Origin of the sequence: Streptomyces sp. NPDC005496 (assembly GCF_042872045.1) — a bacterium.
Taxonomy (GTDB): domain Bacteria; phylum Actinomycetota; class Actinomycetes; order Streptomycetales; family Streptomycetaceae; genus Streptomyces.
Window position 1 is genome coordinate 239693 of the sequence record NZ_JBIAJQ010000009.1, and the last position, 19585, is coordinate 259277.

The window sequence follows — 19585 nt, forward strand, 5'->3', positions numbered from 1 at the left end:
CGACTCGTCCGGCGTGGTTGACGCACCCGGGCCGGGCCACCCGGCTCGCATCACGCGGCGCCCGCTTCCCGCGGCACCCTCATCGGCTGGCAGCGAGTTCGCCGGACCAGTGCGCACCCTGCGCACCCCTCGCCCACCGAAACGAAGCGGAATGCTCCGTTCCCACAGGCCTGACCGGCCCGCGCGCCGTCCTGGCAGACTGGCCGCAGAAAGGCGCAATCGCGGCGCGAGGAGATCCACGCGAGGAGATCCAGATGTCCATGGCAGGGAATCTGCGGAAGGTCACGAGCCTCGGCAAAGTGAGCGGCCTCCGCAGGGTGGCGCGGCTGACGCGGCGGCGACCGCGTGTCGACCTGAGCCACCCGGCCCGGTCGCCGCTGGGCTCCGCGGTGGTCAACTGCGTGACGTACAAGGACGGTGCGCGGATCCCGGGCGGCCGCGATCTGGTCGACGCGGTGAAAGAGGTACGCAAGCACGACGACGGTTTCGTCTGGCTCGGGCTGCACGAACCGACGGAGCGGGAGTTCGCCGGCATAGCCGAGCTCTTCGAGTTGCACCCCCTGGCGGTCGAGGACGCGGTGCACGCCCATCAGCGCCCGAAGGTGGAGCGGTACGACGAGACACTGTTCGCGGTGTTCAAAACGGTCTGCTACGTCGAGCACACCGAGCTCACCGCGACCAGCGAGGTGGTGGACACCGGCGAGATCATGGTGTTCGTCGGCCACGACTTCGTGATCACGGTGCGGCACGGGCGACACGGTTCACTGGGCCCGCTGAGGGAGGCGCTGGAGGCCGATCCGGAGCAGTTGGCCAAGGGGCCGGCCGCGGTGCTGCACGCGATCGCGGACCACGTGGTCGACGAATACCTCACCGTCGCGGACGCCGTGCACGGGGACATCGACCAGGTGGAGACGGACGTCTTCGCGGAGAACGGCGCGCGTGCCGACCCGGGGCGCATCTACCAGCTCAAGCGTGAACTCCTGGAGCTCAAGCGGGCGGTGGCTCCACTCGGCCGCCCGCTGCTGGACCTCGCCAGCCGGCCGATGCGGGTGATCGACCCGGAGATACAGGCCTACTTCCGGGACGTCTCCGACCATCTGCTGCGCGTCACCGAGCAGATAGCCGCGTTCGACGAGCTGCTCAACTCGATCCTCCAGGCACACCTGGCCCAGGTGACGGTCGCTCAGAACGAGGACATGCGGAAGATCACGGCGTGGGCCGCGGTGGTCGCCGTGCCGACGATGGTCTGCGGTGTCTACGGCATGAACTTCGACCACATGCCGGAGCTGCACTGGCGGTACGGCTACGAGCTGATCATCGGCGTGATCAGCGTGGCGTGCCTGGCCCTCTACCGGGGCTTCCGGCGCAACGGCTGGCTTTGAGACGCCCACTCCGGCCCGGCCTGTCGGTCGGCGGGCCGGACCAGGGCACAGAAAGGGGGAGGTTGTCGGAACAGGAACAGGAACAGCGCGGTGTCAGCGCGTCGGGGTCTTGGCGTAGACGCTCTCGACCCAGACGGCGAGCTGGTCGTCCGTCAGGTGTTCGGCGAGGTCGGCCTCGCTGATCATGCCGACCAGGCGCTTGTCGTCGATGACGGGGAGTCGGCGGATCTGGTGTCCCTGCATTTCCTCCAGCACCTCGCCGACGTCGGCGTTCGCGTCGATCCAGCGCGGAGTGCCCTGCGCCATCTCACCGGCGGTGACGCGTGCCGGGTCGTGACCCATGGCCACACAGCCGACGACGATGTCCCGGTCCGTGAGAATGCCGCAGAGTCGCTCGTTCTCGTCACTGATGGGCAAGGCCCCCACGTTGAGCTCGCGCATCAGCTGGGCGGCGCGGTCCAGGGTTTCGTGGGCGGGGATCCACTGGGCACCACGGTGCATGATGTCTCCGGCGGTGGTCATGAAGTACCTCCCGGTGCCGGACGGCCGGCGCGGCACGGACGGGTACCGCTAGTCCCGACGCCTTACATTTTCGCCGGGTCACGGGAGCGACGCACCCGGAGCCAGGGAGCCAGGCGGGAACCGGCACCCGCGAGGTCGCCGCGGATCACGCGTGGAGTCACGACCGCCGGTCGCGGGGCCGAGGGGCCGTGGAGGGCGGTCGGACCGTGCAAGCGGTCGAGCCATGCCGACGGCCGGTAAGGCCTGCCGGGCCGGTCGGCGCCCGCCCCGGCAGGGCTCAGGCGGAGAAGCCCACGATCTTCTCGGGGACGACGCGGATGATCACGCGGGTCTCGTCGTCCTTCTCGGCGGGCGGGTCGATGCCGAGGTACTTGTGCGAGAGCTCGCGCGGGAGCCGCTTGTGCTCGTCGGGGAGGATCTGGGCGGTGCCGCGGATCTCGACCGAGGTGTAGGGGTTGGCGAGGTCGAAGACCGACAGGCTGATACGGGGATCGCGGAGGAGGTTGCGCACCTTCTGGCGTCGGTCGGTGGACGAGAAGAGCACGGTGTCGCCCTCGCGCTTGATCCAGACCACCGAGTTCTGGGGAGCGCCGTCCGGGCCGAGGGTGGCGACGGCGGCGAAGTTCTTGCCGTCGAGGAGGGTGCGGACGGAGTCGTCGAAGGTGACGGGGTGATCGGAAGGCTGCGTCATGACCACAGACTAACTAGATGCACGTGCATACAAAAGCCCTTTGAGTGGATCGGCGCTCTCGATCAGCCGTTCCATGCCGGGTGGCGCGGGTCGTCGGCGCGCACAAGGACGTCGGCCGCGGTACCGGGATCGGTCTCGGACTCGTAGCGCTCGAAGGCGGGGAGGCTCCAGTGTTCGGCCTCGGGGGTGCGGCGGCGCAGTGCGGCCGGCGAGAGACGCACGTGGACGGTCAGGTCGAAGGGGAACCAGTGATGGAGAAGGAGGGGGCCGTGCAGCAACAGTAGCCCGCCGGGCGGGAGTTGGACGTAGGGGGTGCGGGTGGCGCGGTCGGTCACCGGGTCCCAGAGGTCGGGCAGGATCCGGCCGTCACCGCTGGGTTCGAGTGGGTTGAAGACCTCGCGCCAGAGGGCACCGGTGTCGAACCAGCCGTCGTAGTAGGCGTCGACGTCCTGGTGGCCGTACTCGAAGCGGAGCGAGGCCGGCCGCAGGAAGCCCTCGGCCGCGACGACCTGCGAGGAGCGGCCGCGCAGGCGCAGGGCTTCCGACACCCGGTGCGCGAGGTCGCCGGGGCGGGCGGCAGGAGCCCCGTCGAACGCGACGCGCGGCCAGGGGCTGCCGTCGGCCGGCTTCAGGTCGAGGAGGCGGTCGGCGAGCAGGTCGCCGAGCCGTTCCCAGGTGATCGGTTCGAGTCGCACAGGGGCCATGATGCCGCGCTCACGGAAGGAGGACGCGGGCGCGGTGGTGGAGCGCGGAGGTCACGTCGGCCAGGCGGGGCGTACGGCTTGCGTCCTGGACGCTCGCGTATGGGTGTGCGCAGCTTGGCCATGGTCGTGGTGGACAGGGAGGGATTTCACTTGTCGTGTCGGTGAGTGGCATGCAGGATCTCTGATTCGGGCTGGACGGGGGAACAGACATGATCGACGGGCCTTACTTCGTGCTGACGGTGCTGGGGGTGCTCGGGACCGGTCTGATGGCCGGCGTCTTCTGCGGGTTCTCGACGTTCGTGATGAAGGGGCTGGCCAGGTTGCCGGCGGCGCAGGGCGCGGCCGCCATGAAGGCGATCAACGGGGCGGCGCTGACGCCGGCGTTCATGCTGGTGTTCGTGGGGACGGCGGTGCTGTGCGTGGTGCTGGCGGTGGTCACGTTCGTGGTGTGGCCGGACGAGGGCACGGTGGAGTTGCTGCTCGGGAGCGGCCTGTACCTGTTCGGCTCGTTCGGCGTGACGAGCGCCGCGAACGTCCCGCGCAACGAGGAGCTCGGCAGGCTGGACCCCGGTACTCCGGAGGCCGCCGCGTACTGGCCCACGTACGTGAGCGAGTGGACGATGTGGAACCACGTCCGTACGGTCGCCTCGGCCTTCGCCGCGCTGTCGTACGTCCTGGCCCTCACCTGAACCCCACGCCCGCCTCGGTCCGCCCCGCACCCGGACCCAGCCCCGGATTCATCTTCGCCCGGACCCCGACCCCTCACCCTCACCTCCCACCGCCCCAGCCCCAGCCCTCGCACCCGCACCTGCACCCGCGCCGTCCCCGCCTCGGATCGGCCTCGGACCAATCCCTCCCCCGTTGCTCCCTCGGGCGGCGCGTGACGACCGCCGACTGCGAGGCCCCCGGACCCCGGGCCAGCCCCATGCCTCCAGCCCTCAGGCCCCCAGGCCCCCAGGCCCTCAAGCGCCCAAGCCCCCGAGCAGCGGAAACCGGGTGGAGCCGAGCGGCGCGGGGTGCGGTGACGCCGTATCGTGGCCGAAAGGACACGCCCCCACGTCACGCGCACGCAAGGGAGACGGCCATGGCCGATCCCAAGGGTTTTCTCACCAATCCACGCGAGGAATGGCCCCGCAGGCCGGTAGCGGAACGGGTGCGGGACTGGGACGAGGTGTACGTCCCCGGAGCGCTCCTGCCGATCATCGGGGCCCAGGCCGACCGTTGCATGGACTGCGGGATCCCCTTCTGCCACGACGCCTGCCCGCTGGGCAATCTGATCCCCGAGTGGAACGACCTGGTGTCCCGGGACGACTGGCGGGCGGCGAGCGACCGGCTGCACGCGACGAACAACTTCCCCGAGTTCACCGGCCGGCTGTGTCCCGCGCCGTGCGAGGCGGGCTGTGTGCTCGCGATCAACCAGCCGGCGGTCACCATCAAGAACGTCGAGGTCGCCATCGCCGACCGGGCGTGGGAGGACGGTTTCGCCCCGCCGCGCCCACCGGACCGGCTCTCGGGGCGCACGGTCGCCGTGATCGGCTCGGGGCCCGCCGGCCTGGCCGCGGCGCAGCAACTGACGCGTGCGGGGCACACCGTCGCCGTGTACGAGCGGGCCGACCGGATCGGGGGACTGCTGCGGTACGGCATTCCCGCGTTCAAGATGGAGAAGCGGCACCTGGACCGGCGGCTCGACCAGATGCGGGCGGAGGGGACGAAGTTCCGTACGTCGGTGTCGGTCGGGCGGGACCTCGACGCGGCGGAGCTGCGGGCACGCTACGACGCCGTCGTCCTCGCCCTGGGTGCCACCGCCTGGCGCGATCTCCCGGTGCCGGGGCGGGAGTTGGCCGGCATCCACCAGGCGATGGAGTACCTGCCGCTCGCCGACCGGGTGTGCGAGGGGGACCTGGAGGTCTCGCCGTTGTCCGCGGCCGGCAAGCACGTCGTGATCGTGGGCGGCGGGGACACGGGCGCCGACTGTCTGGGCACGGCGGTGCGCGAGGGCGCCGCGTCCGTGACGCAGCTGGACATCTACGCCCAGCCGGGGGCGGCGCGTGACGAGGACGTCGAGCCGTGGCCGACGTACCCGAAGATCTACCGCCTCTCGGCCGCTCACGAGGAGGCCCGCGACCTGGAGACCTCGCCGGCGGCGGACGCGGACGCGCGCCTCTTCGCCGCGTCCACGCTCCGCTTCACCGGGGACGCGGACGGGCACGTCCGCGCCCTGCACCTGGTCGAGGTGGATGAGCAGCGGCGGCCGGTGCCCGGTTCCGAGCGCGCCCTGCCCGTCGATCTGGTCCTGCTCGCCCTCGGCTTCTCGGGTCCCGACCCGCACGACGGCCTGATCGACCAGCTCGGGCTCGCGCTCGGCCCCCGTGGCACGGTCACCCGGGACGCGGACTTCGCCACGAACGTGCCCGGCGTCTACGTCGCCGGTGACGCCGCGCGTGGGCAGTCCCTGATCGTCTGGGCCATCGCCGAGGGCCGGGCGGTGGCGGCCGCGGTCGACCGCCGGCTGACGGGTCACTCGCGGCTGCCGCAGCCGATCGGCCCGTACGACCGGCCGCTGACCGCGTGACGCGCGGTGCGCGGCGGATGGCGCACGGCGCCGCGCACCGGCATCGTCCGGTGGTCGAGGCGTCCCGTCGGGGTCAGGCGCGGGTGTCCGTGCCCGCCTTCTTCGCGGTCGACAAAGCGACCCGGTTCCAGGTGTTGATGGTGAGGACGAGCGCCAGGACGTGGGCGAGTTCCCCGTCGTCGAAGTGGGCGGCGGCCTCCGCGTAGACGTCGTCGGGGACCCCTCCCCCGGCCACGAGGGTGACCGCTTCGGTGAGTGCCAGCGCCGCGCGTTCCCTCGGCGTGAAGAAGTGGGGCGCCTCGCGCCACACCGCGACCATGTGGAGACGGTCCTCGCTCTCGCCCGCCTTGCGTGCGTCGTTGGTGTGCATGTGGAGGCAGTAGGCGCAGTGGTTGAGGTGCGAGGCCCGGATCTGGATCAGTTCGACGAGGGCCGGGTCGAGTCCCTCGCGGGCCGCCGCGTCGAAGCCGATCAGCGCGCGGAAGACCTTCGGGGCGGCCTTCGCGAAGTCGATCCGGGCGGGCGCCTCTTCGGTGAACGAGGCGGTCGCCTGCCTCGCCGGAAACACCGCGGCGTGCGCGTCCGTGCCGGCGCTCCCGTCCGAGGTCCGTTCCCCACTCGCCGTTGAGTCCGCCGCACTCACCGTCGTGCCCGCCGCACTCGTCGCCGAGCCCGTCGTGCGCACCGCGTTCGTCGTCGGAGCCGACACCGTCACCTGCTCTGTCTTCGTCGTCATGGCTTCGAATCTACGGGCCGGATAGACCCCTTGTAGGGTGCATTTCCGTGGCGGAATCATGGGTCAATTCGGCGGAGCGGATCGGTGCGGATCTGCACCTGGAGCTGTCCGGGGCGGAGGCGGGCGGGCGTCGGGCCGCGCTGATCCGCGCGCTGCGCGAAGCGGTGCGTTCGGGCCGGCTCGCGCCGGGGACCCTCCTGCCGCCGTACCGCTCGCTCGCCGCCGACCTGGGCGTGGCCCGCAACACGGTCGCCGACGCGTACGCCGAACTGGTCGCGGAGGGCTGGCTCACCGCACGTCAGGGTTCGGGCACACGGGTCGCCGAGCGCGCCGAGCCGTCCGGGTCCCGCTCCCGCGTGCCGAAGAAGACGCCGCCACACGCGCGTGGGCCACGGCACGATCTGCGGCAGGGCACCCCTGACGCCTCGTCGTTCCCGCGCGCCGCCTGGCTCGCGTCGTACCGGCGGGCCCTCCAGCAGGCGCCGAACGAGGTCTTCGGGCCCGGTGACCCCGCGGGCCGTAGGGAGCTGCGCGGCGCCCTCGCCGAGTACCTCGCCCGCGCGCGTGGAGTGCGCGCCGAACCGGAGCGGATCGTGATCTGCTCCGGCTTCGCGCACGCGCTGCGGCTGCTCTTCGCGGGGCCGGGCGCGGTGCTGCGGGGCCCGCTGGCCGTGGAGTCGTACGGACTCGGATTCCACCGCGAGCTGCTGGCCGCCGCCTCGGTGCGGACGGTGCCGCTGCCCCTCGACGAAGACGGCGCCCGCGTAGGCGAGTTGGACCGGGAGAGGGCCGTACTCCTCACGCCCGCCCACCAGTTCCCGACCGGCGGACCCCTGCATCCGTCGCGGCGGACCGCCGTCGTCGACTGGGCACGCGCGCGTGGCGGGGTGATCCTGGAGGACGACTACGACGGGGAGTTCCGTTACGACCGCAGGCCCGTCGGCGCCCTGCAGGGGCTGGACCCGGAGCGGGTCGTCCACATCGGTTCCGTCAGCAAGAGCCTGTCCCCGGCACTGCGGCTGGGCTGGATGGTCCTTCCGGAGCGGTACGTCGAGGGGGTGCTCGCGGCCAAGGGCGAACGGGAGGCGTGGGTGAGCGTCCTGGACCAGCTGGCGCTCGCGGACTTCGTGACGTCGGGGTCGTACGACCGTCATGTGCGGCGTATGCGGCAGCGGTACCGCGGGCGGCGCGACCGGCTCGTCGCCACGCTCGCCGCCCGCGCGCCGCACGTCGAGGTGACCGGGATCGCGGCCGGTCTGCACGCGGTCCTGCGGCTGCCGCCGGGTACCGAGCCGTCGGTGGTCAAGGCCGCCGCCTGGCAGGGGGTCGCCCTCGACGGGCTGGCCGCGTTCCGCCATCCGCAGGCGCCGGCGTCCGCCCCGGACGGTCTCGTCGTGGGCTACGCGACCCCGGTGGAGCACGCGTACGGCGCCGCCCTGGACGCGTTGTGCGAGGTGCTGCCGCCGGGGTGAGCGCCCCGCGTCGCCCAGGGTGGCTCCCGGTGATCCCGTCGCGGGACGGCGACTCCTGACGGTCGCCTCCCGAAGTGGCAACTCAACATCAGAATAAGGAAGTTGAACGCAAAGGAGAGAAAAGGACGAGCACAGGTACGTCAGGGGGTGCCGTTCCCGAGGCGGGGCGAAACAGGCCCGCTCAGGACAGCAGGAAGTCCGCCTCCCCCGCCTTGGCGCCCTGGATGAAGGCGGTCATCTCACCGGGCGTGTAGATCAGCGCGGGCCCGTCCGGGTCGGCGGACTGCCGGACGGCGATCCGGCCGTCGTCGAGCTTCATCGCCTCCAGGCAGTTGCCGCCGTTGCCGCCGCTCCACGGTTTGTGCCAGCCCTCGCTGCCCAGCTCGCGGGCGGGCATCCCGTTGTAGATCCGCACGGTGCGTATCCGCGGCTTGATGCGTTCCATTCACAGCTCCTTGCGGAGATCCCGGAGGATCTCCTTCGTACGATGTGCCGTAGCGGCCTGAGCCGCCATGCGGTCCATGACCTCCAGGTGGGTCGCCACCTCGGAACGCGCGTCCAGGTAGACGGCGCCGGTCAGGTACTCGCTGTAGACCATGTCCGGCAGTTCCGGCATGGCGAAGCGGAACAGCACGAAGGGCCCGTACGTGCCGGGGTGCGGCCCCGAGGAGAACGGGGCGATCTGCAGCGTCACGTTGGGCAGCTTCGTGGCCTGGAGGAGCCTGTCGATCTGGGCGCGCATGACCTCGGGGCCGACGACGGGGCGGCGCAGCGCCGTCTCGTCCATCACGGCCCACAGCCGTGGTGCGTCCTCCCGGGTGAGCAGGCTCTGCCGTTGCATGCGCAGGGCGACGTGGCGCTCGATCTCGTCCGGCTGCGTCTGGCCGATGGCACCCGACTTCAGGACCCCGCGGGCGTAGTCCTCGGTCTGCAGCAGCCCCGGCACGAAGTGCGGCTCGTACGAGCGGATCAGGGAGGCGGCGCCCTCCAGGCTGACGTACATCGAGAACCAGCCCGGCAGGATGTCGTGGAAGCGCTGCCACCAGCCCGGTTTGTTGGCCTCCTCGGCGAGGTGGACGAAACCCTCGGCCTCCTCGTCGGAGACGCCGTACGACTTCAGCAGGAGCTGGAGGTACGGAATCTTGAGGCTGACCTCGGCCATCTCCATACGGCGGACGGTGGCGGGTGCGACACGCAGGATGCGTGCGGCCTCCTCACGCTTCAGACCCGCACGTTCCCGCAGGTCCAGCAGTCGCCGGCCGAGGACGACCTGGCCGACCGTCGGCGCGGACCGCGGTTCGCTCACGTCCCACCTCCACCGTGTCCGGACAGCCCGGGCGGCGCCGTTCGGAGTCCGTTTCCCGGATTCCAACTGGCGCCGCTCGACGTGCTGTTGCGAGCAGTGTGCCATGGCGCTCCACGGCGTCACACGGCACTCTGCAATTTTCAGAGTGACACTTGCCAAGTGTTCACGGCGGGGCGATAGTGGCAAGCGTGACTCCGTCCGCGCCGTTAGGAACAGACGCCGCCGCAGACCGGTTCGGTCTCCGTGCCGCAGCAGGGGTGCGCCCCGATGCGACCGCGGAGCGCCGGTTTCGCTTCGAGCTGGCCGCACATCCGGGTTCTGTGAGACAGGCCCGGCACCTGACCCATGCCCGGTTGTCGGGCTGGCAGGTCTGCGCGGACACCTGCGACACGGCGGATCTGGTCGTCTCCGAGCTGGTCACGAACGCCATCGTGCACACCGCGAGCCGGCGCATCGTGTGCGAGCTGCACGACGCCGACGACCTGGTGCGGATAGCCGTACGTGACGAGGGGTGCGCTCCGGGTGAGCCGCGACCCTCGCCGCAGGGCGCCGAGGACGAACACGGAAGGGGCCTGATGCTCGTGGCGGCCGTCTGCCAAGCCTGGGGTGCTCAGGAGTACGGGCCCGGCCTGCTGGTCTGGGCCGAGCTGCCGCGCACGCCGGACGCCGACCCGACCGCCGCCCTCGCGGACGCGATGGGCTTCGCGGACCTGGCGGACGCCACCGACGAGATCTTCGAGGCCGACGCCGCGGACACCGTGGACACCATGGAGAGCCTGCCCCGGCTGCCGCACCCGGCGCCGGTGCCGTACGCCTCCGGGCGGCCGGACGCCGCGGACCAGCCCTTCCCTTCGGTCCCGGCCCGCTCGGGGGGCCGGGAGCCGGACACCGAGGCGCGTTCGGACCTCGGCTGGAGCGCGAAGAAGCCCCCGGCGGACGGCCGGGGTTCCGGGGCGCAGGCGTTCCGCGGGACGGGGGCCGAATGGGTGTGAGGGCGACGTCGACCGGGACGGCCCCCCTGCTGACCTTGGACACGCTGGTCCGCCTCCGACGAGGGCACCGCACGTCCGGGGCGCCCAGCCGACTCCCCATACCCGACGGCATGACCGTGCCGCTCGGCTGCGACGCGGTGGTGGTGCCCGCGCGCTTCGGCCCGGTGCTCCTGTCCCGGCTGCCGCGCGTCGGCTGCGTCTACGCCGACGCCGCCCAGTGGTGGTGGATCGTCCCCTCCGACTCGGACGTCTCCCTGGACTGGCCCGCGCCCGCCCTGTACGCCACGGGGGCGCTCGTCCCGGAGGCACCGTCGGTTCCCGGGCTCATCCACAAACCGGAGGGTACGCTTCCGTACACTCCGCCGATCCCCCTGTACCTGGCCGTCTGCCGGGTCATGGGCACTCCCCCGGCGTGGTCCAGGTCCGTCAGCGCCTGACGGACCCGCCCCGGCGCGACGAGGCCGGGCGCGCGGTGGGGGCGCCGACGGCGTGAGCGACCGGCGCCCGAGTGCTTCGGTCCGCCCCGATCGCCCTCGCGGGCACGGGTGGAGGCCGCCATTCCTGGGGAGGGCACCGTGCGTGCGCACTCGGGGGAGGTCACCGGTGGGAAAGAAGCGCCAGCACGCCGATCCGTCGCCGTCGGACTCGGAACGCCTGCTCTTCGGCGGCCCGCTCCGCTACGACATGGGCTGGTCGCAGCACTCCGACGCCTTCCTGGAGCTGGGCTTCCGCGCGATGGTGACGCGGCTCCCCCACCTGCTGGCGTCCAGCTTCCGGCTGGCCTGGCAGGCGGACCGCGGCGCGGCTCGGACCGTGCTGACCGCCGAGATCACGCGCGGCGCGGCGCAGGCGGTGAGCCTGCTGGCGGTCAACAGCGTGCTGGGCCGGCTGATGGCCGACGGCCCGGTCGAGGACCGGCTGCGCGGCGCGGCCCCGGCGCTGGTCACGGTCGCCGCCGTCATGCTGTTCGCCGCGCTGCTGCGGGCGGCCTCGACGTACGCCACCGGCCGGCTGGAGCCGAAGGTCGAGCGGGTCGCGACGGAGCTGTACCTGGAGCGGGCGGCGGCCGTGGAGCTCTCCGCGATCGAGGACGAAGCGTTCCACAAGCTGCTGGACACCGCGCAGTACGGCGCCTCGTCCGCCCGGCGCATGATCGCGATCTCCACGCAGGTCGTGAACGCGATGATCTCGCTCGTCGCGGCGGCCGGTGTCCTGACGGTGCTGCATCCCGCGCTGCTGCCGCTGTTGGTGATGATGACGCTGCCGAGCGCGTGGAGCGCCCTGACGATCGCCCGGCGGCGGTACGAGTCCTTCCACGCCTGGGTGCAGCACGCCCGGGCGGGCCGGCTCATCGGCAACCTGCTCACCGAGCCGGCCGCGGCACCGGAGATCCGCGTGCACGGGGTCGGCCCGTTCCTGCTGCGCCACTTCCGCTCGATGTCGGAGACCGCGGAGGCGGAGCAGGCCCGGCTGGCCGGTCTGGCCGCGCGCACGGGGCTGATCGCGGCGGCCTGGACGGGCCTCGCCACGGCGGCGACGTACGCGACCCTCGGCGGGCTGCTGCTCGCCGGCACGATGGCGCTGTCGGTGGCCGGTACGGCGGTGATCGCGATCCGCACCGGCTCCGCGAGCCTGGACACCCTCGTCCTGGAGGTCAACTCGCTCCACGAGGAGGCCCTGTTCGTGGGCGACCTGCACCGCCTGTACGTGGAGGCGGCGCAGCGCGCGATCCCGGAGGGCGGCGAGCCGCTGCCCGAGGATCCGCGGGAGATCCGCTTCGAGAACGTCACGTTCACCTATCCCGGCAAGGCGGCCCGGCCCGCACTGGACGACGTGAGCCTCACGCTGCCCCTCGGCCGGATCATCGCGCTCGTCGGTGAGAACGGGTCGGGCAAGACCACCCTGGTCAAACTGCTCGCCGGGCTCTACACGCCCGATCACGGCCGTGTCCTGTGGGACGGCGTGGACGCCGCGACGGCGGACCGGCGCGCGCTCGCGGAGCGCATCGCGATGGTGGCTCAGGACTTCAAGCGGTGGCCGTTCACGGCCCGCGTCAACGTGGCGGTGGGCCGAGCCTCGGCACCGCTCACCGACGAACGGCTCGCCTCCTCGGTCGCCGAGGCCGGGGCCCAGGACGTGGTGGCGGACCTCCCGCGCGGGCTCGACACCCTGCTGGCGCGCGGCTTCAGCGGCGGTCACGAGCTGTCGGGCGGCCAGTGGCAGCGGCTGGGGATCGCGCGGGCGGCGTACCGGCGCGGTCGGATCCTGATCGTGGACGAGCCCACGGCGGCCCTCGACGCCCGGGCCGAGCTGGAGGTCTTCGAGAAGATCAGGGCGCTGGCGGGTACCGGGCAGACGGTCGTCCTCATCACCCACCGGCTGGCGTCGGTGCGCCACGCCGATCTGGTGCACGTGCTGGCGCAGGGCCGTCTCGTGGAGTCCGGCAGCCCCGGGGAACTGCTGGCCACGGGCGGTGTCTACGCGGAGCTGTACGCGCTCCAGGCGGGTCAGTTCACCACGCCGGTGCCGAACGGGAACGGGAAGCCGAACGGGAACGGGAGCGCGACGACGGCGGAGGCGGTGCCGGCCCGAGGGGCGACCGGGGTCGGACCCGCCCGGAAGGCGGCTGTGGACGGAGGCGCGGCCGAGACCGCTCGGAAAGCGGGCGTGGACGGGACCACGAGGGAGGCGGTGCCGGCGCAAGGGGCGGCCGAGACCGCTCGTAAGGCGGGTGTGGCCGCCGACGCGGCCGAGTCCGCTCAGGAGGCAGGCGCGTCCGCGGGCGAGGTGGCTGCCCTCGGGGAGGCGAGGGTGCCCACCGGGGAGGCGCGGTGACTCTCTGTCGCGCCTCGGCTCACTCGACGCCGTCCGCTCCGCGCACGATCACGAGGAACGCGTCCGTGGAGAGGTCCATGACGACTTCCGCCGCCTGGCCCTGCAGACGGCACGCCTGTGCGAACTCCTCCGCCGGCCACGAACCACGCGGCCCACCGGCGGGAAAGCGCTCCAGCACCATTCGCCCGTTCACCCTGCACCTCCATGTCGCGCTGTACTCGTAGAGTTAAACGCCAACGATGGGGTGAACGGCTCGCGTAGTGACGGTACTGAGACGTAGTCGACACCAGTTCACCGCCTCGCGGTGAGGGTTCTCTCACTCTCCGTACACCTGGTGTTCGCCCGAGTACGCATTGCGACCACTTCTGTCACTTCGGGCTCGCCAGTCACATGAATCGGTGAATCTCAGTCCTCGTACTCGTCGTGGTACCGGATCCGTTCGCTGCCCGCCGGGGCGCCCAGCGCCGAGGCCCGGCCCCGGGGCTCCTCCCACTCCTCCTGCCGCCCCAGGGCGGTGAGGTCCAGCAGGGTGGTCGTGGAGCCCAGCCCGTCGAGACCGCGCTCGTACGTCGAGTAGGTGTGGAAGACGCGGTCGCGGTCCCGCAGGAAGCAGCTCATCCCCGGCCTCTCGCAGGTCTCGCCGTCGCGCTCGAAGGACACCTCGAAGTCCTGGTTGAAATCCGTGTCGTACGCCGAGTACCAGGGCACCGTCCAGCCCATCCGGGCCTTGAACGGCAGGATCCTGGTGTACGGCGCCCGGGAGACGGCCGCGAACGCGGTGCCGCGGGCCCGCAGGTGCGCCAGGTGGCCGATCTGGTCGAGGAACGCCGAGCAGCTGCGACAGCCCGCGTCCCACTCCGGGGCGAACATGAAGTGGTAGACGACGAGCTGCTGCCGGCCCTCGAAGAGGTCGAGGAGGGTCGCCTTGCCGTCGCCGCCCTCGAACACGTACTCCTTGTCGATCTCCACCATCGGCAGTCCGCGCCGCTCGGCGTTGAGCGCGTCTCGCGCCCGGGTGGCGGCCTTCTCCTTGGCGAGCAGTTCCTCGCGCGCGATGCGCCACTCCTCGCGCGAGACGATCTGCGGATACGTCATGTGCCCCTCCTGCCGACGGAACGCCTGCTGCCTGCGGAAGGCCCGGGAAACGGTGCCTTCCTTGAGGTGGACCGGTCCCGGGATCGGAACTCATCGGCGCCGCGGGAAGTTTTTTCGGGGCGGGCGCCCACCTGCGCCGCGACGGGCCCGTCAGGTGTCGTACCGGTGGATGCCGCGGCCGTTCGCCCGGTCGGTCAGCGCCGGCACCCGCTCCTCCGACTCCCCTACGGTCGCGGGCAGATCGAGGGTCAGCAGCCGCCGGTCCCGCATCGGCACCCGCCCGGCAACGATCGTTTGCGGACGTCGCCGGAGCGGGCGCTGTGCACGAGGGCGGTGCAGCCGGCGATGACGAGGTCGGCCGGAGGCGAGGTCACCTCACCGACGTACGACGGGGTCGTGCCGTCGGGCGGCGTGAACCGCGCATTCTGTCCCCGCTCTGTCGCGGTGACGTTTTCGCGCGCACTCTGGCGTCACCCGTCCCGGCGACACCCGCCGCACGTCCCCCGCCCCTCCACTGCCCTCCCTCCCCTGTCAGCCGTCCCCCGGGTCACCGGGCCGGCCTCCCGTCACCCGCTCCCGGAAGGAGCCCGGCATGCTCCTCGCCACCTGGAACCTGGAGAACCTCTACCGGCCCGGCGGCCCGTTCGGCCCCAAGGACAAGGCCGCCTACGAGGCGAAGCTCGCCGCACTGGCCGCCGTGGTCACGGAACTCGGCCCGACCCTGCTAGGCGTCCAGGAGGTCGGCGACCCCGAGGCGCTGGAGGACCTCGCCGGACTTCTCGACGGCGGCTGGCACCTCGCGCTCTCGGAGCACGCCGACAGCCGCGGCATCCGGGTCGGCTTCCTCAGCCGCGGCCTCGTACCGGAGGTCGTCGCGGACACGACCGCCTTCCCGGACCTGCTCCGGCCCGTGCAGGGCGACGACGACGGAGAGCCCGTGACCCGGGCGGGCCGCGGCTTCCTGGCGGTGCGGATCAGCGGGCCGACGGCGCCCCTGACCGCGGCGGTCTGCCATCTGAAGTCGAAGCTGCTGTCGTACCCCGGCGGCCGCTTCCAGCCGCGCGACGAGGGCGAGCGGGCCCGCTACGGCGCGTACGCCCTGTACCGGCGGGCCGCCGAGGCCACTGCGCTGCGGGCGCTGGCCGACGAACTGCTGGGCGGCGAGGGCCGCGAGCGGGACGTGACGGTGCTCGGTGACCTCAACGACGAGGTTCAGGCCGCGACGACGCAGATCCTCCTCGGGCCGCCGGGCTCCGAGATCGGCACGCCGGGCTTCGGGCAGCCGGACCGGGGTGACGCGACGCGGCTGTGGGACGTGGCCCCGCTGATCCCGGCCGACCGGCGCTACTCGCGCGTCACCTCCGGCCGCCGCGAGCTGATCGACCACGTCCTGGTGAGTCACCGCCTCGTCCACCGGATCACGGAGGCCGGAACGGGTCTGCCCGGCGCGGGGGCGCCGCGCCTCCCCTCGGTGGACACGGAGCCGGCGGCACGGCGCGGTGCCCCGGGCTCCGACCACGCGCCGGTGTGGGTACGGGTGGGGGCGTGAGGGGTGGCCGGTGGGCGCCCGAGGCGGATGGACGGGACTGCTGGACCGTGATCGGCGGGGACGCGGGGGCGGGCTGGCTGGCGGGCTGTGATCGGCGGGTACGCGGGTGCGGGCTGTGATCGGCGGGGACGCGGGGGCAGGCCGGTTGCCCGAACCCCGTGAACGGCGGTGCGGGCGGGTCAGTCGAGCCGCGTGATCGGCGGGAACGCGGGGGCGGGCGCGTTTGTCGGGGCGTGAGTGGTCGGGACGCCGGGGCAGGCTGGTTTTGCCGGCCGTGAGCGGTCGTAGCGGGGGTGCCCGGGGCGTCAGGTCTTGGCCGGGGTGGTGTCCGGGGTCGGGATGTCCGACGTGCGTAGTCCCGCCCGTTCGCGCTGCCGGGCCAGTTCGTCGAGCAGGTCGGCGATGCGCGCCGTGTGGCGGGAGCCGAGCCGCCCGGTGTCGTCCAGGTGCACGGCGCAGGCCGTGGTGAGGTCCACGAGCCGTTCGAGGGTCGCGGCCACCTCGTCCGTGCCCGCCGAGTGCCGGGCCAGCGCGGGGAGTTCGGCGGCGGCGAGGTCGATCGCGGCGCGGGCCTCCGCCAGCGCGCGGTAGGCCTCGCGGCGCAGGACCCACCGGCCGGACCGGTCGTCCGCCGTGCCGTCGCCGAGGACGTGCGTGAGATAGGCGTCCGCCGCGCGCGCGGCCCGGGCGAGCCGCGCCCGTACCGTCCCTCCGCGCTGCCCCGGCGCGGGCAGATGCCCGACGAGCAGCACGATCCCGCAGGCCAGCAGCGTCTCGCCGATCCGGCTCCAGGAGGCCTGCGGTTCCCCGCCCACCATCACGAGGGCGAGCACGAGGACGGTGACGACGGCGGTCTGCGCGGCGAAGTGCCGGGTGGCGACGGGGATCAGCGCCCCGCACAGGGCGACGAGGGCCACCAGCCCGCCGGGCCTCGGCAGCAGCGCGGCGAACCCGGCGAAGAGGACCGCGCCGAGGAGCGTCCCCGCCGCCCGGCACAGGACGCGCGAGGCGAGCGGCCCGAGGTCGGGCTTGACCAGGAAGACGGCGGTCGCGGGCAGCCAGTACCAGTGCGCGTGGGTCCCGTACCACCGCGTGTGGTGCAGTGCCTGCGCCACGGCGACGGCCGCTCCGAAGGACAGGGCGACCCGCAGCCCGTACTCGCGTCCGCCCGCGCCGAGGACGGTGCGCAGCAGGGACCCGGCGGTACGGCGCCGGGTGTGCGCGCCGCGCTGCGGGACGGCCGCGCCGCGGTCGAAGGCGTCGGCGGCGTGCAGCAGGGCGTCGTCGAGCGCGCGCAGCGCGGGTGCGGAGCGCGCGGGTGCGGGGAGCGGTCCGCTGGGGCCGCCCGCGCGGACCGCCGCGGCGAGCCTGCGGGGGCCTTCCGCGGCGCGGGCGGGCACGTCGTCCCCGGCCCAGGCGAGCGCCGTGGCGGCCTCGGCGAGGGGCAGCGCCGCGGCGTACTGCGCGTGCAGCCGCCGCTCGGCCGCGGAACTGGCGTACCGCCGCAGCCGAGGTCCGGAGAGCGCGTCCTGCGCGTGGTCGAGCGCCGCGGTGAGCGCGGCCCGGCGGGCGACGGCGTCCGCTCCTCCGGCCGCGTCGAGCAGCGCGGCGACGGCCTCGTACACGGCGGCGACGGCGTCCCGCTCCCCGTCGAAGCGGTAGTCGCCGGCCGTGGCGGCGGCGCGGGTCGGCAGGGCGAGCCGCAGCGCCAGCAGCCAGCCGGCGCCGGCGAGGAAGTACAGCGCGCGCTGCCATCCCGGCTCGGGCAGCGGCATGCCCGCGCCGATCGCGGCGGCGACCAGGAGCTGCGTCCCCGATCCGCTCGCGACGGGTCCGACGGCGCTGACGGCTCCGGCGAGCAGCCCGAGCCCGGTCAGTACGGCGGTCAGGGCGACGGCTCCGGTGTGCAGGCCGGCGTAGGAGCCGACGAGCAGACCGCCGGCCCCGGCCAGCGCGGGCAGACCGAGCCGTTCGACGGCGGTCCGCCTGCTGCCGGGCCGGTCGTTGATGCCGGCGAGCATGGCGCCGAGCGCGGCGGCCACACCGGCGGAGGGTCGCCCGGCGAGCACGGCCGCGAGCAGCAGCGGTCCGGCGGCCAGCGCCCCGCGTACGACCGCGTTCCAGGGGACCGGCCCCCGCTGGGCGCGCAGGGCGTGGGCGAGCCAGGGCGGCGGGGCGGGACGGGAGGTGAGGAGCGGCACGGGACTCCAGTCGTGGACGAGGGCGGGGGTCTGCCTTCGGGCGACGTCGGCCGGGCGGTGGGTCCAGGGTAGATCGCGTTGCCGTCGTGAAGAGGACGAGATCGTTTCCACGGTGTGACACTTCGGCGGGATGCCGGTTTCTTTATGAACGCAATTCCGCGACGGGGGTGCGAGTGACGGCCGGGGCGGTGACCGGCTGTGCGGGCCTTCGGCGCCCCCGGTCCACGCCCCTCGCTACCTGGGCAAGATCTTCGACGACGAGTGGATGGCCGACTACGGCATCGGGCCGCCGCCCGCGCCCACCGTCCTGGTCCGAAGCCGAACTCCCCGGCATCGGACCACCGCCCCCGCCCGCCGTCGTGGCCCGAAGCCGAACCCTCGACATCGGGCCACCGTCGCCGCCCGCCGTCGTGGTCCGATGCCGAAGGGGGTGCCTCAGGTCAGGTGCCGACGGACGTTCGCGCCTCGGCGACGGCGGCGTCGATGAGCCGGCGGGCCGAGGTGACGGCCTCGGCGAGGGGCTCCGGTTCGGGTGTCAGCCGCCCCACGAGCGCGTCGACGCCGCGCAGTCCCGCCCGCTCCAGCAGCCGCTTCTCGTTCGTCACCCACTCCCCCCGGGCCGCGAGCACGGCGTGCCCGGCCTGGGCGGCGGCCGTGGCGAGGGCACCGGCGACCTCGGTGAGGCGGCACGCGGGCGCGTGGTTGGTCCCGGCGTAGGCGAGGGTGGCGCGGGCGGTGCCGTGCCAGCGTTCGCGGGCGGACGTCCGCAGCCTCTCCGGGTATGCCGCGGGGCGGGGCAGGCTTCCGCGCAGGACACGGTTGACGGCCAGTTCGGCGACGACCAGGTAGCTGGGGATGCCGGCGAGGTGGAAGAGGAGGGGCTCCACGCGGAAGCGGCCCTCCTCGGCCTCGGCCAGCTCGTGCTCGACGACGTCGAGGTCGCGGTAGTGGACGTCGACGCGGCGGCCCTCGACGGTCAGCCAGGCGCCGCCGTTGAAGACGCCGCCGCCCCAGCCGCCGATCTCGGAGACCTCGCCCTCCCAGCCGACGGCGCGCAGTTCCGCCGGGTCGAAGTGCCCGCGGTAGTAGACCGCCGTGTCCCAGTCGCTTGCCGGCGTGTGGGTGCCCTGCGCGCGGGACCCGCCGAGGGCGACCGCGCGGACGCCGGACAGCGCGGCGAGCCGGTCGGCCACATGATCGAGAAAGTCCGCGTCGTTCACCGCGAGGCACCCCGTCCCCGTCGCACGAGCGCCGACGCACCGGCCGACGCCGTCAACTCCGCTTCCACCGAACCCCCTTCACCGTGCCGCCCCGGACCCACGTCGGCCGGGAAACGGCACGGACCATCCTCGCCCACCGGTCGGCGGATGCGCCCAGGCCCCCTTGCACCTTCCCGCGCCGGCACCCTCCTTTCACCGCCTCCGACCTCGCCGGCCCTGCGGCCTCTCGGCACCGGCACCGGCACCGGCCGCGGGAAAACCGGCTGCGTCCGCCGCCGCCCGGCCCGCATCATCGGCAGGTCGTCGAT

General features: G+C 73.2%; 19 protein-coding genes. 8 read left to right on the plus strand and 11 right to left on the minus strand.

The window, feature by feature from the left end:
* Positions 1–254: 254 nt before the first annotated feature.
* A complete protein-coding gene (locus ACFYQQ_RS27435; RefSeq protein ID WP_355779693.1) occupies positions 255–1382 on the plus strand; it encodes a magnesium and cobalt transport protein CorA in 1128 nt (375 codons plus the stop codon).
* Between the two features lie 93 nt (positions 1383–1475).
* Here ACFYQQ_RS27435 and ACFYQQ_RS27440 read toward each other — a convergent pair whose 3' ends face one another.
* The 3 genes from ACFYQQ_RS27440 to ACFYQQ_RS27450 form a co-directional block, all read right to left on the minus strand.
* Positions 1476–1904: a CBS domain-containing protein gene (locus tag ACFYQQ_RS27440; RefSeq protein WP_355779696.1), complete on the minus strand. Its 429-nt coding sequence runs from the start codon at positions 1902–1904 to the stop codon at positions 1476–1478.
* Positions 1905–2181: 277 nt separating this feature from the next.
* Positions 2182–2595, minus strand: coding sequence for a PPOX class F420-dependent oxidoreductase (locus tag ACFYQQ_RS27445; RefSeq protein ID WP_355779699.1), 414 nt, complete (start codon positions 2593–2595; stop codon positions 2182–2184).
* Positions 2596–2657: 62 nt separating this feature from the next.
* On the minus strand, positions 2658–3299 hold the full coding sequence (locus ACFYQQ_RS27450) for a uridine kinase (protein ID WP_355779702.1): 642 nt from the start codon (positions 3297–3299) through the stop codon (positions 2658–2660).
* Positions 3300–3508: 209 nt separating this feature from the next.
* Between ACFYQQ_RS27450 and ACFYQQ_RS27455 the strand changes: the two genes are divergently transcribed.
* Both ACFYQQ_RS27455 and ACFYQQ_RS27460 read left to right on the plus strand, forming a co-directional pair.
* Positions 3509–3988, plus strand: a complete 480-nt coding sequence (locus tag ACFYQQ_RS27455; protein WP_355779705.1) for an anthrone oxygenase family protein — start codon at positions 3509–3511, stop codon at positions 3986–3988.
* Between the two features lie 395 nt (positions 3989–4383).
* Positions 4384–5871 carry a glutamate synthase subunit beta gene (locus tag ACFYQQ_RS27460; protein WP_355779708.1) on the plus strand — a complete coding sequence of 496 codons (1488 nt, stop codon included), beginning with the start codon at positions 4384–4386 and terminating at the stop codon, positions 5869–5871.
* A gap of 73 nt (positions 5872–5944) precedes the next feature.
* Here the strand turns inward: ACFYQQ_RS27460 and ACFYQQ_RS27465 are convergent, their stop codons facing one another.
* Positions 5945–6439 (minus strand): carboxymuconolactone decarboxylase family protein, encoded by a 495-nt coding sequence (locus ACFYQQ_RS27465; protein WP_355779715.1) that lies wholly within the window; start codon positions 6437–6439, stop codon positions 5945–5947.
* A 215-nt stretch (positions 6440–6654) separates the two neighbouring features.
* Between ACFYQQ_RS27465 and ACFYQQ_RS27470 the strand changes: the two genes are divergently transcribed.
* Positions 6655–8079, plus strand: coding sequence for a PLP-dependent aminotransferase family protein (locus ACFYQQ_RS27470; RefSeq protein WP_388905409.1), 1425 nt, complete (start codon positions 6655–6657; stop codon positions 8077–8079).
* Positions 8080–8260: 181 nt separating this feature from the next.
* Here ACFYQQ_RS27470 and ACFYQQ_RS27475 read toward each other — a convergent pair whose 3' ends face one another.
* Together ACFYQQ_RS27475 and ACFYQQ_RS27480 are read right to left on the minus strand one after the other, a co-directional pair.
* Entirely contained in the window at positions 8261–8524 is a 264-nt protein-coding gene (locus tag ACFYQQ_RS27475) for a DUF397 domain-containing protein (protein ID WP_355785629.1), read from the minus strand.
* Positions 8525–9385, minus strand: coding sequence for a helix-turn-helix transcriptional regulator (locus ACFYQQ_RS27480; protein WP_355785626.1), 861 nt, complete (start codon positions 9383–9385; stop codon positions 8525–8527).
* A 320-nt stretch (positions 9386–9705) separates the two neighbouring features.
* Here ACFYQQ_RS27480 and ACFYQQ_RS27485 point away from each other — a divergent pair, with 320 nt between their 5' ends.
* From ACFYQQ_RS27485 to ACFYQQ_RS27495, 3 genes are all read left to right on the plus strand, one after another.
* A complete protein-coding gene (locus ACFYQQ_RS27485) occupies positions 9706–10377 on the plus strand; it encodes an ATP-binding protein (protein WP_355785623.1) in 672 nt (223 codons plus the stop codon).
* The gene (locus tag ACFYQQ_RS27490) at positions 10368–10814 is read left to right on the plus strand and encodes a hypothetical protein (protein ID WP_355785621.1); all 447 of its coding nucleotides are present in this window, start codon (positions 10368–10370) and stop codon (positions 10812–10814) included. The genes ACFYQQ_RS27485 and ACFYQQ_RS27490 overlap by 10 nt, the downstream gene beginning before the upstream one ends.
* Before the next feature lie 247 nt (positions 10815–11061).
* Complete coding sequence (locus tag ACFYQQ_RS27495) at positions 11062–13212, plus strand: ABC transporter ATP-binding protein (RefSeq protein ID WP_355785631.1); 2151 nt, start codon at positions 11062–11064, stop codon at positions 13210–13212.
* 19 nt (positions 13213–13231) lie between these two features.
* On the opposite strand, the gene ACFYQQ_RS27500 is transcribed toward ACFYQQ_RS27495, so the two are convergent.
* The 3 genes from ACFYQQ_RS27500 to ACFYQQ_RS27510 all read right to left on the minus strand — a co-directional run bounded on the left by ACFYQQ_RS27500 (position 13232) and on the right by ACFYQQ_RS27510 (position 14583).
* On the minus strand, positions 13232–13405 hold the full coding sequence (locus tag ACFYQQ_RS27500; protein ID WP_355785619.1) for a hypothetical protein: 174 nt from the start codon (positions 13403–13405) through the stop codon (positions 13232–13234).
* Positions 13406–13617: 212 nt separating this feature from the next.
* Positions 13618–14307, minus strand: a complete 690-nt coding sequence (locus tag ACFYQQ_RS27505) for a DUF899 domain-containing protein (protein ID WP_355785617.1) — start codon at positions 14305–14307, stop codon at positions 13618–13620.
* A 150-nt stretch (positions 14308–14457) separates the two neighbouring features.
* Complete coding sequence (locus tag ACFYQQ_RS27510; protein WP_388905411.1) at positions 14458–14583, minus strand: hypothetical protein; 126 nt, start codon at positions 14581–14583, stop codon at positions 14458–14460.
* A 316-nt stretch (positions 14584–14899) separates the two neighbouring features.
* On the opposite strand from ACFYQQ_RS27510, the gene ACFYQQ_RS27515 reads away from it, so the two are divergent.
* Positions 14900–15856, plus strand: a complete 957-nt coding sequence (locus ACFYQQ_RS27515; RefSeq protein WP_388905413.1) for an endonuclease/exonuclease/phosphatase family protein — start codon at positions 14900–14902, stop codon at positions 15854–15856.
* A gap of 305 nt (positions 15857–16161) precedes the next feature.
* On the opposite strand, the gene ACFYQQ_RS27520 is transcribed toward ACFYQQ_RS27515, so the two are convergent.
* Both ACFYQQ_RS27520 and ACFYQQ_RS27525 read right to left on the minus strand, forming a co-directional pair.
* The gene (locus ACFYQQ_RS27520; protein ID WP_356169220.1) at positions 16162–18057 is read right to left on the minus strand and encodes an FUSC family protein; all 1896 of its coding nucleotides are present in this window, start codon (positions 18055–18057) and stop codon (positions 16162–16164) included.
* Positions 18058–18497: 440 nt separating this feature from the next.
* A complete protein-coding gene (locus ACFYQQ_RS27525) occupies positions 18498–19277 on the minus strand; it encodes a nucleotidyltransferase domain-containing protein (RefSeq protein ID WP_355788098.1) in 780 nt (259 codons plus the stop codon).
* Positions 19278–19585: the final 308 nt, after the last annotated feature.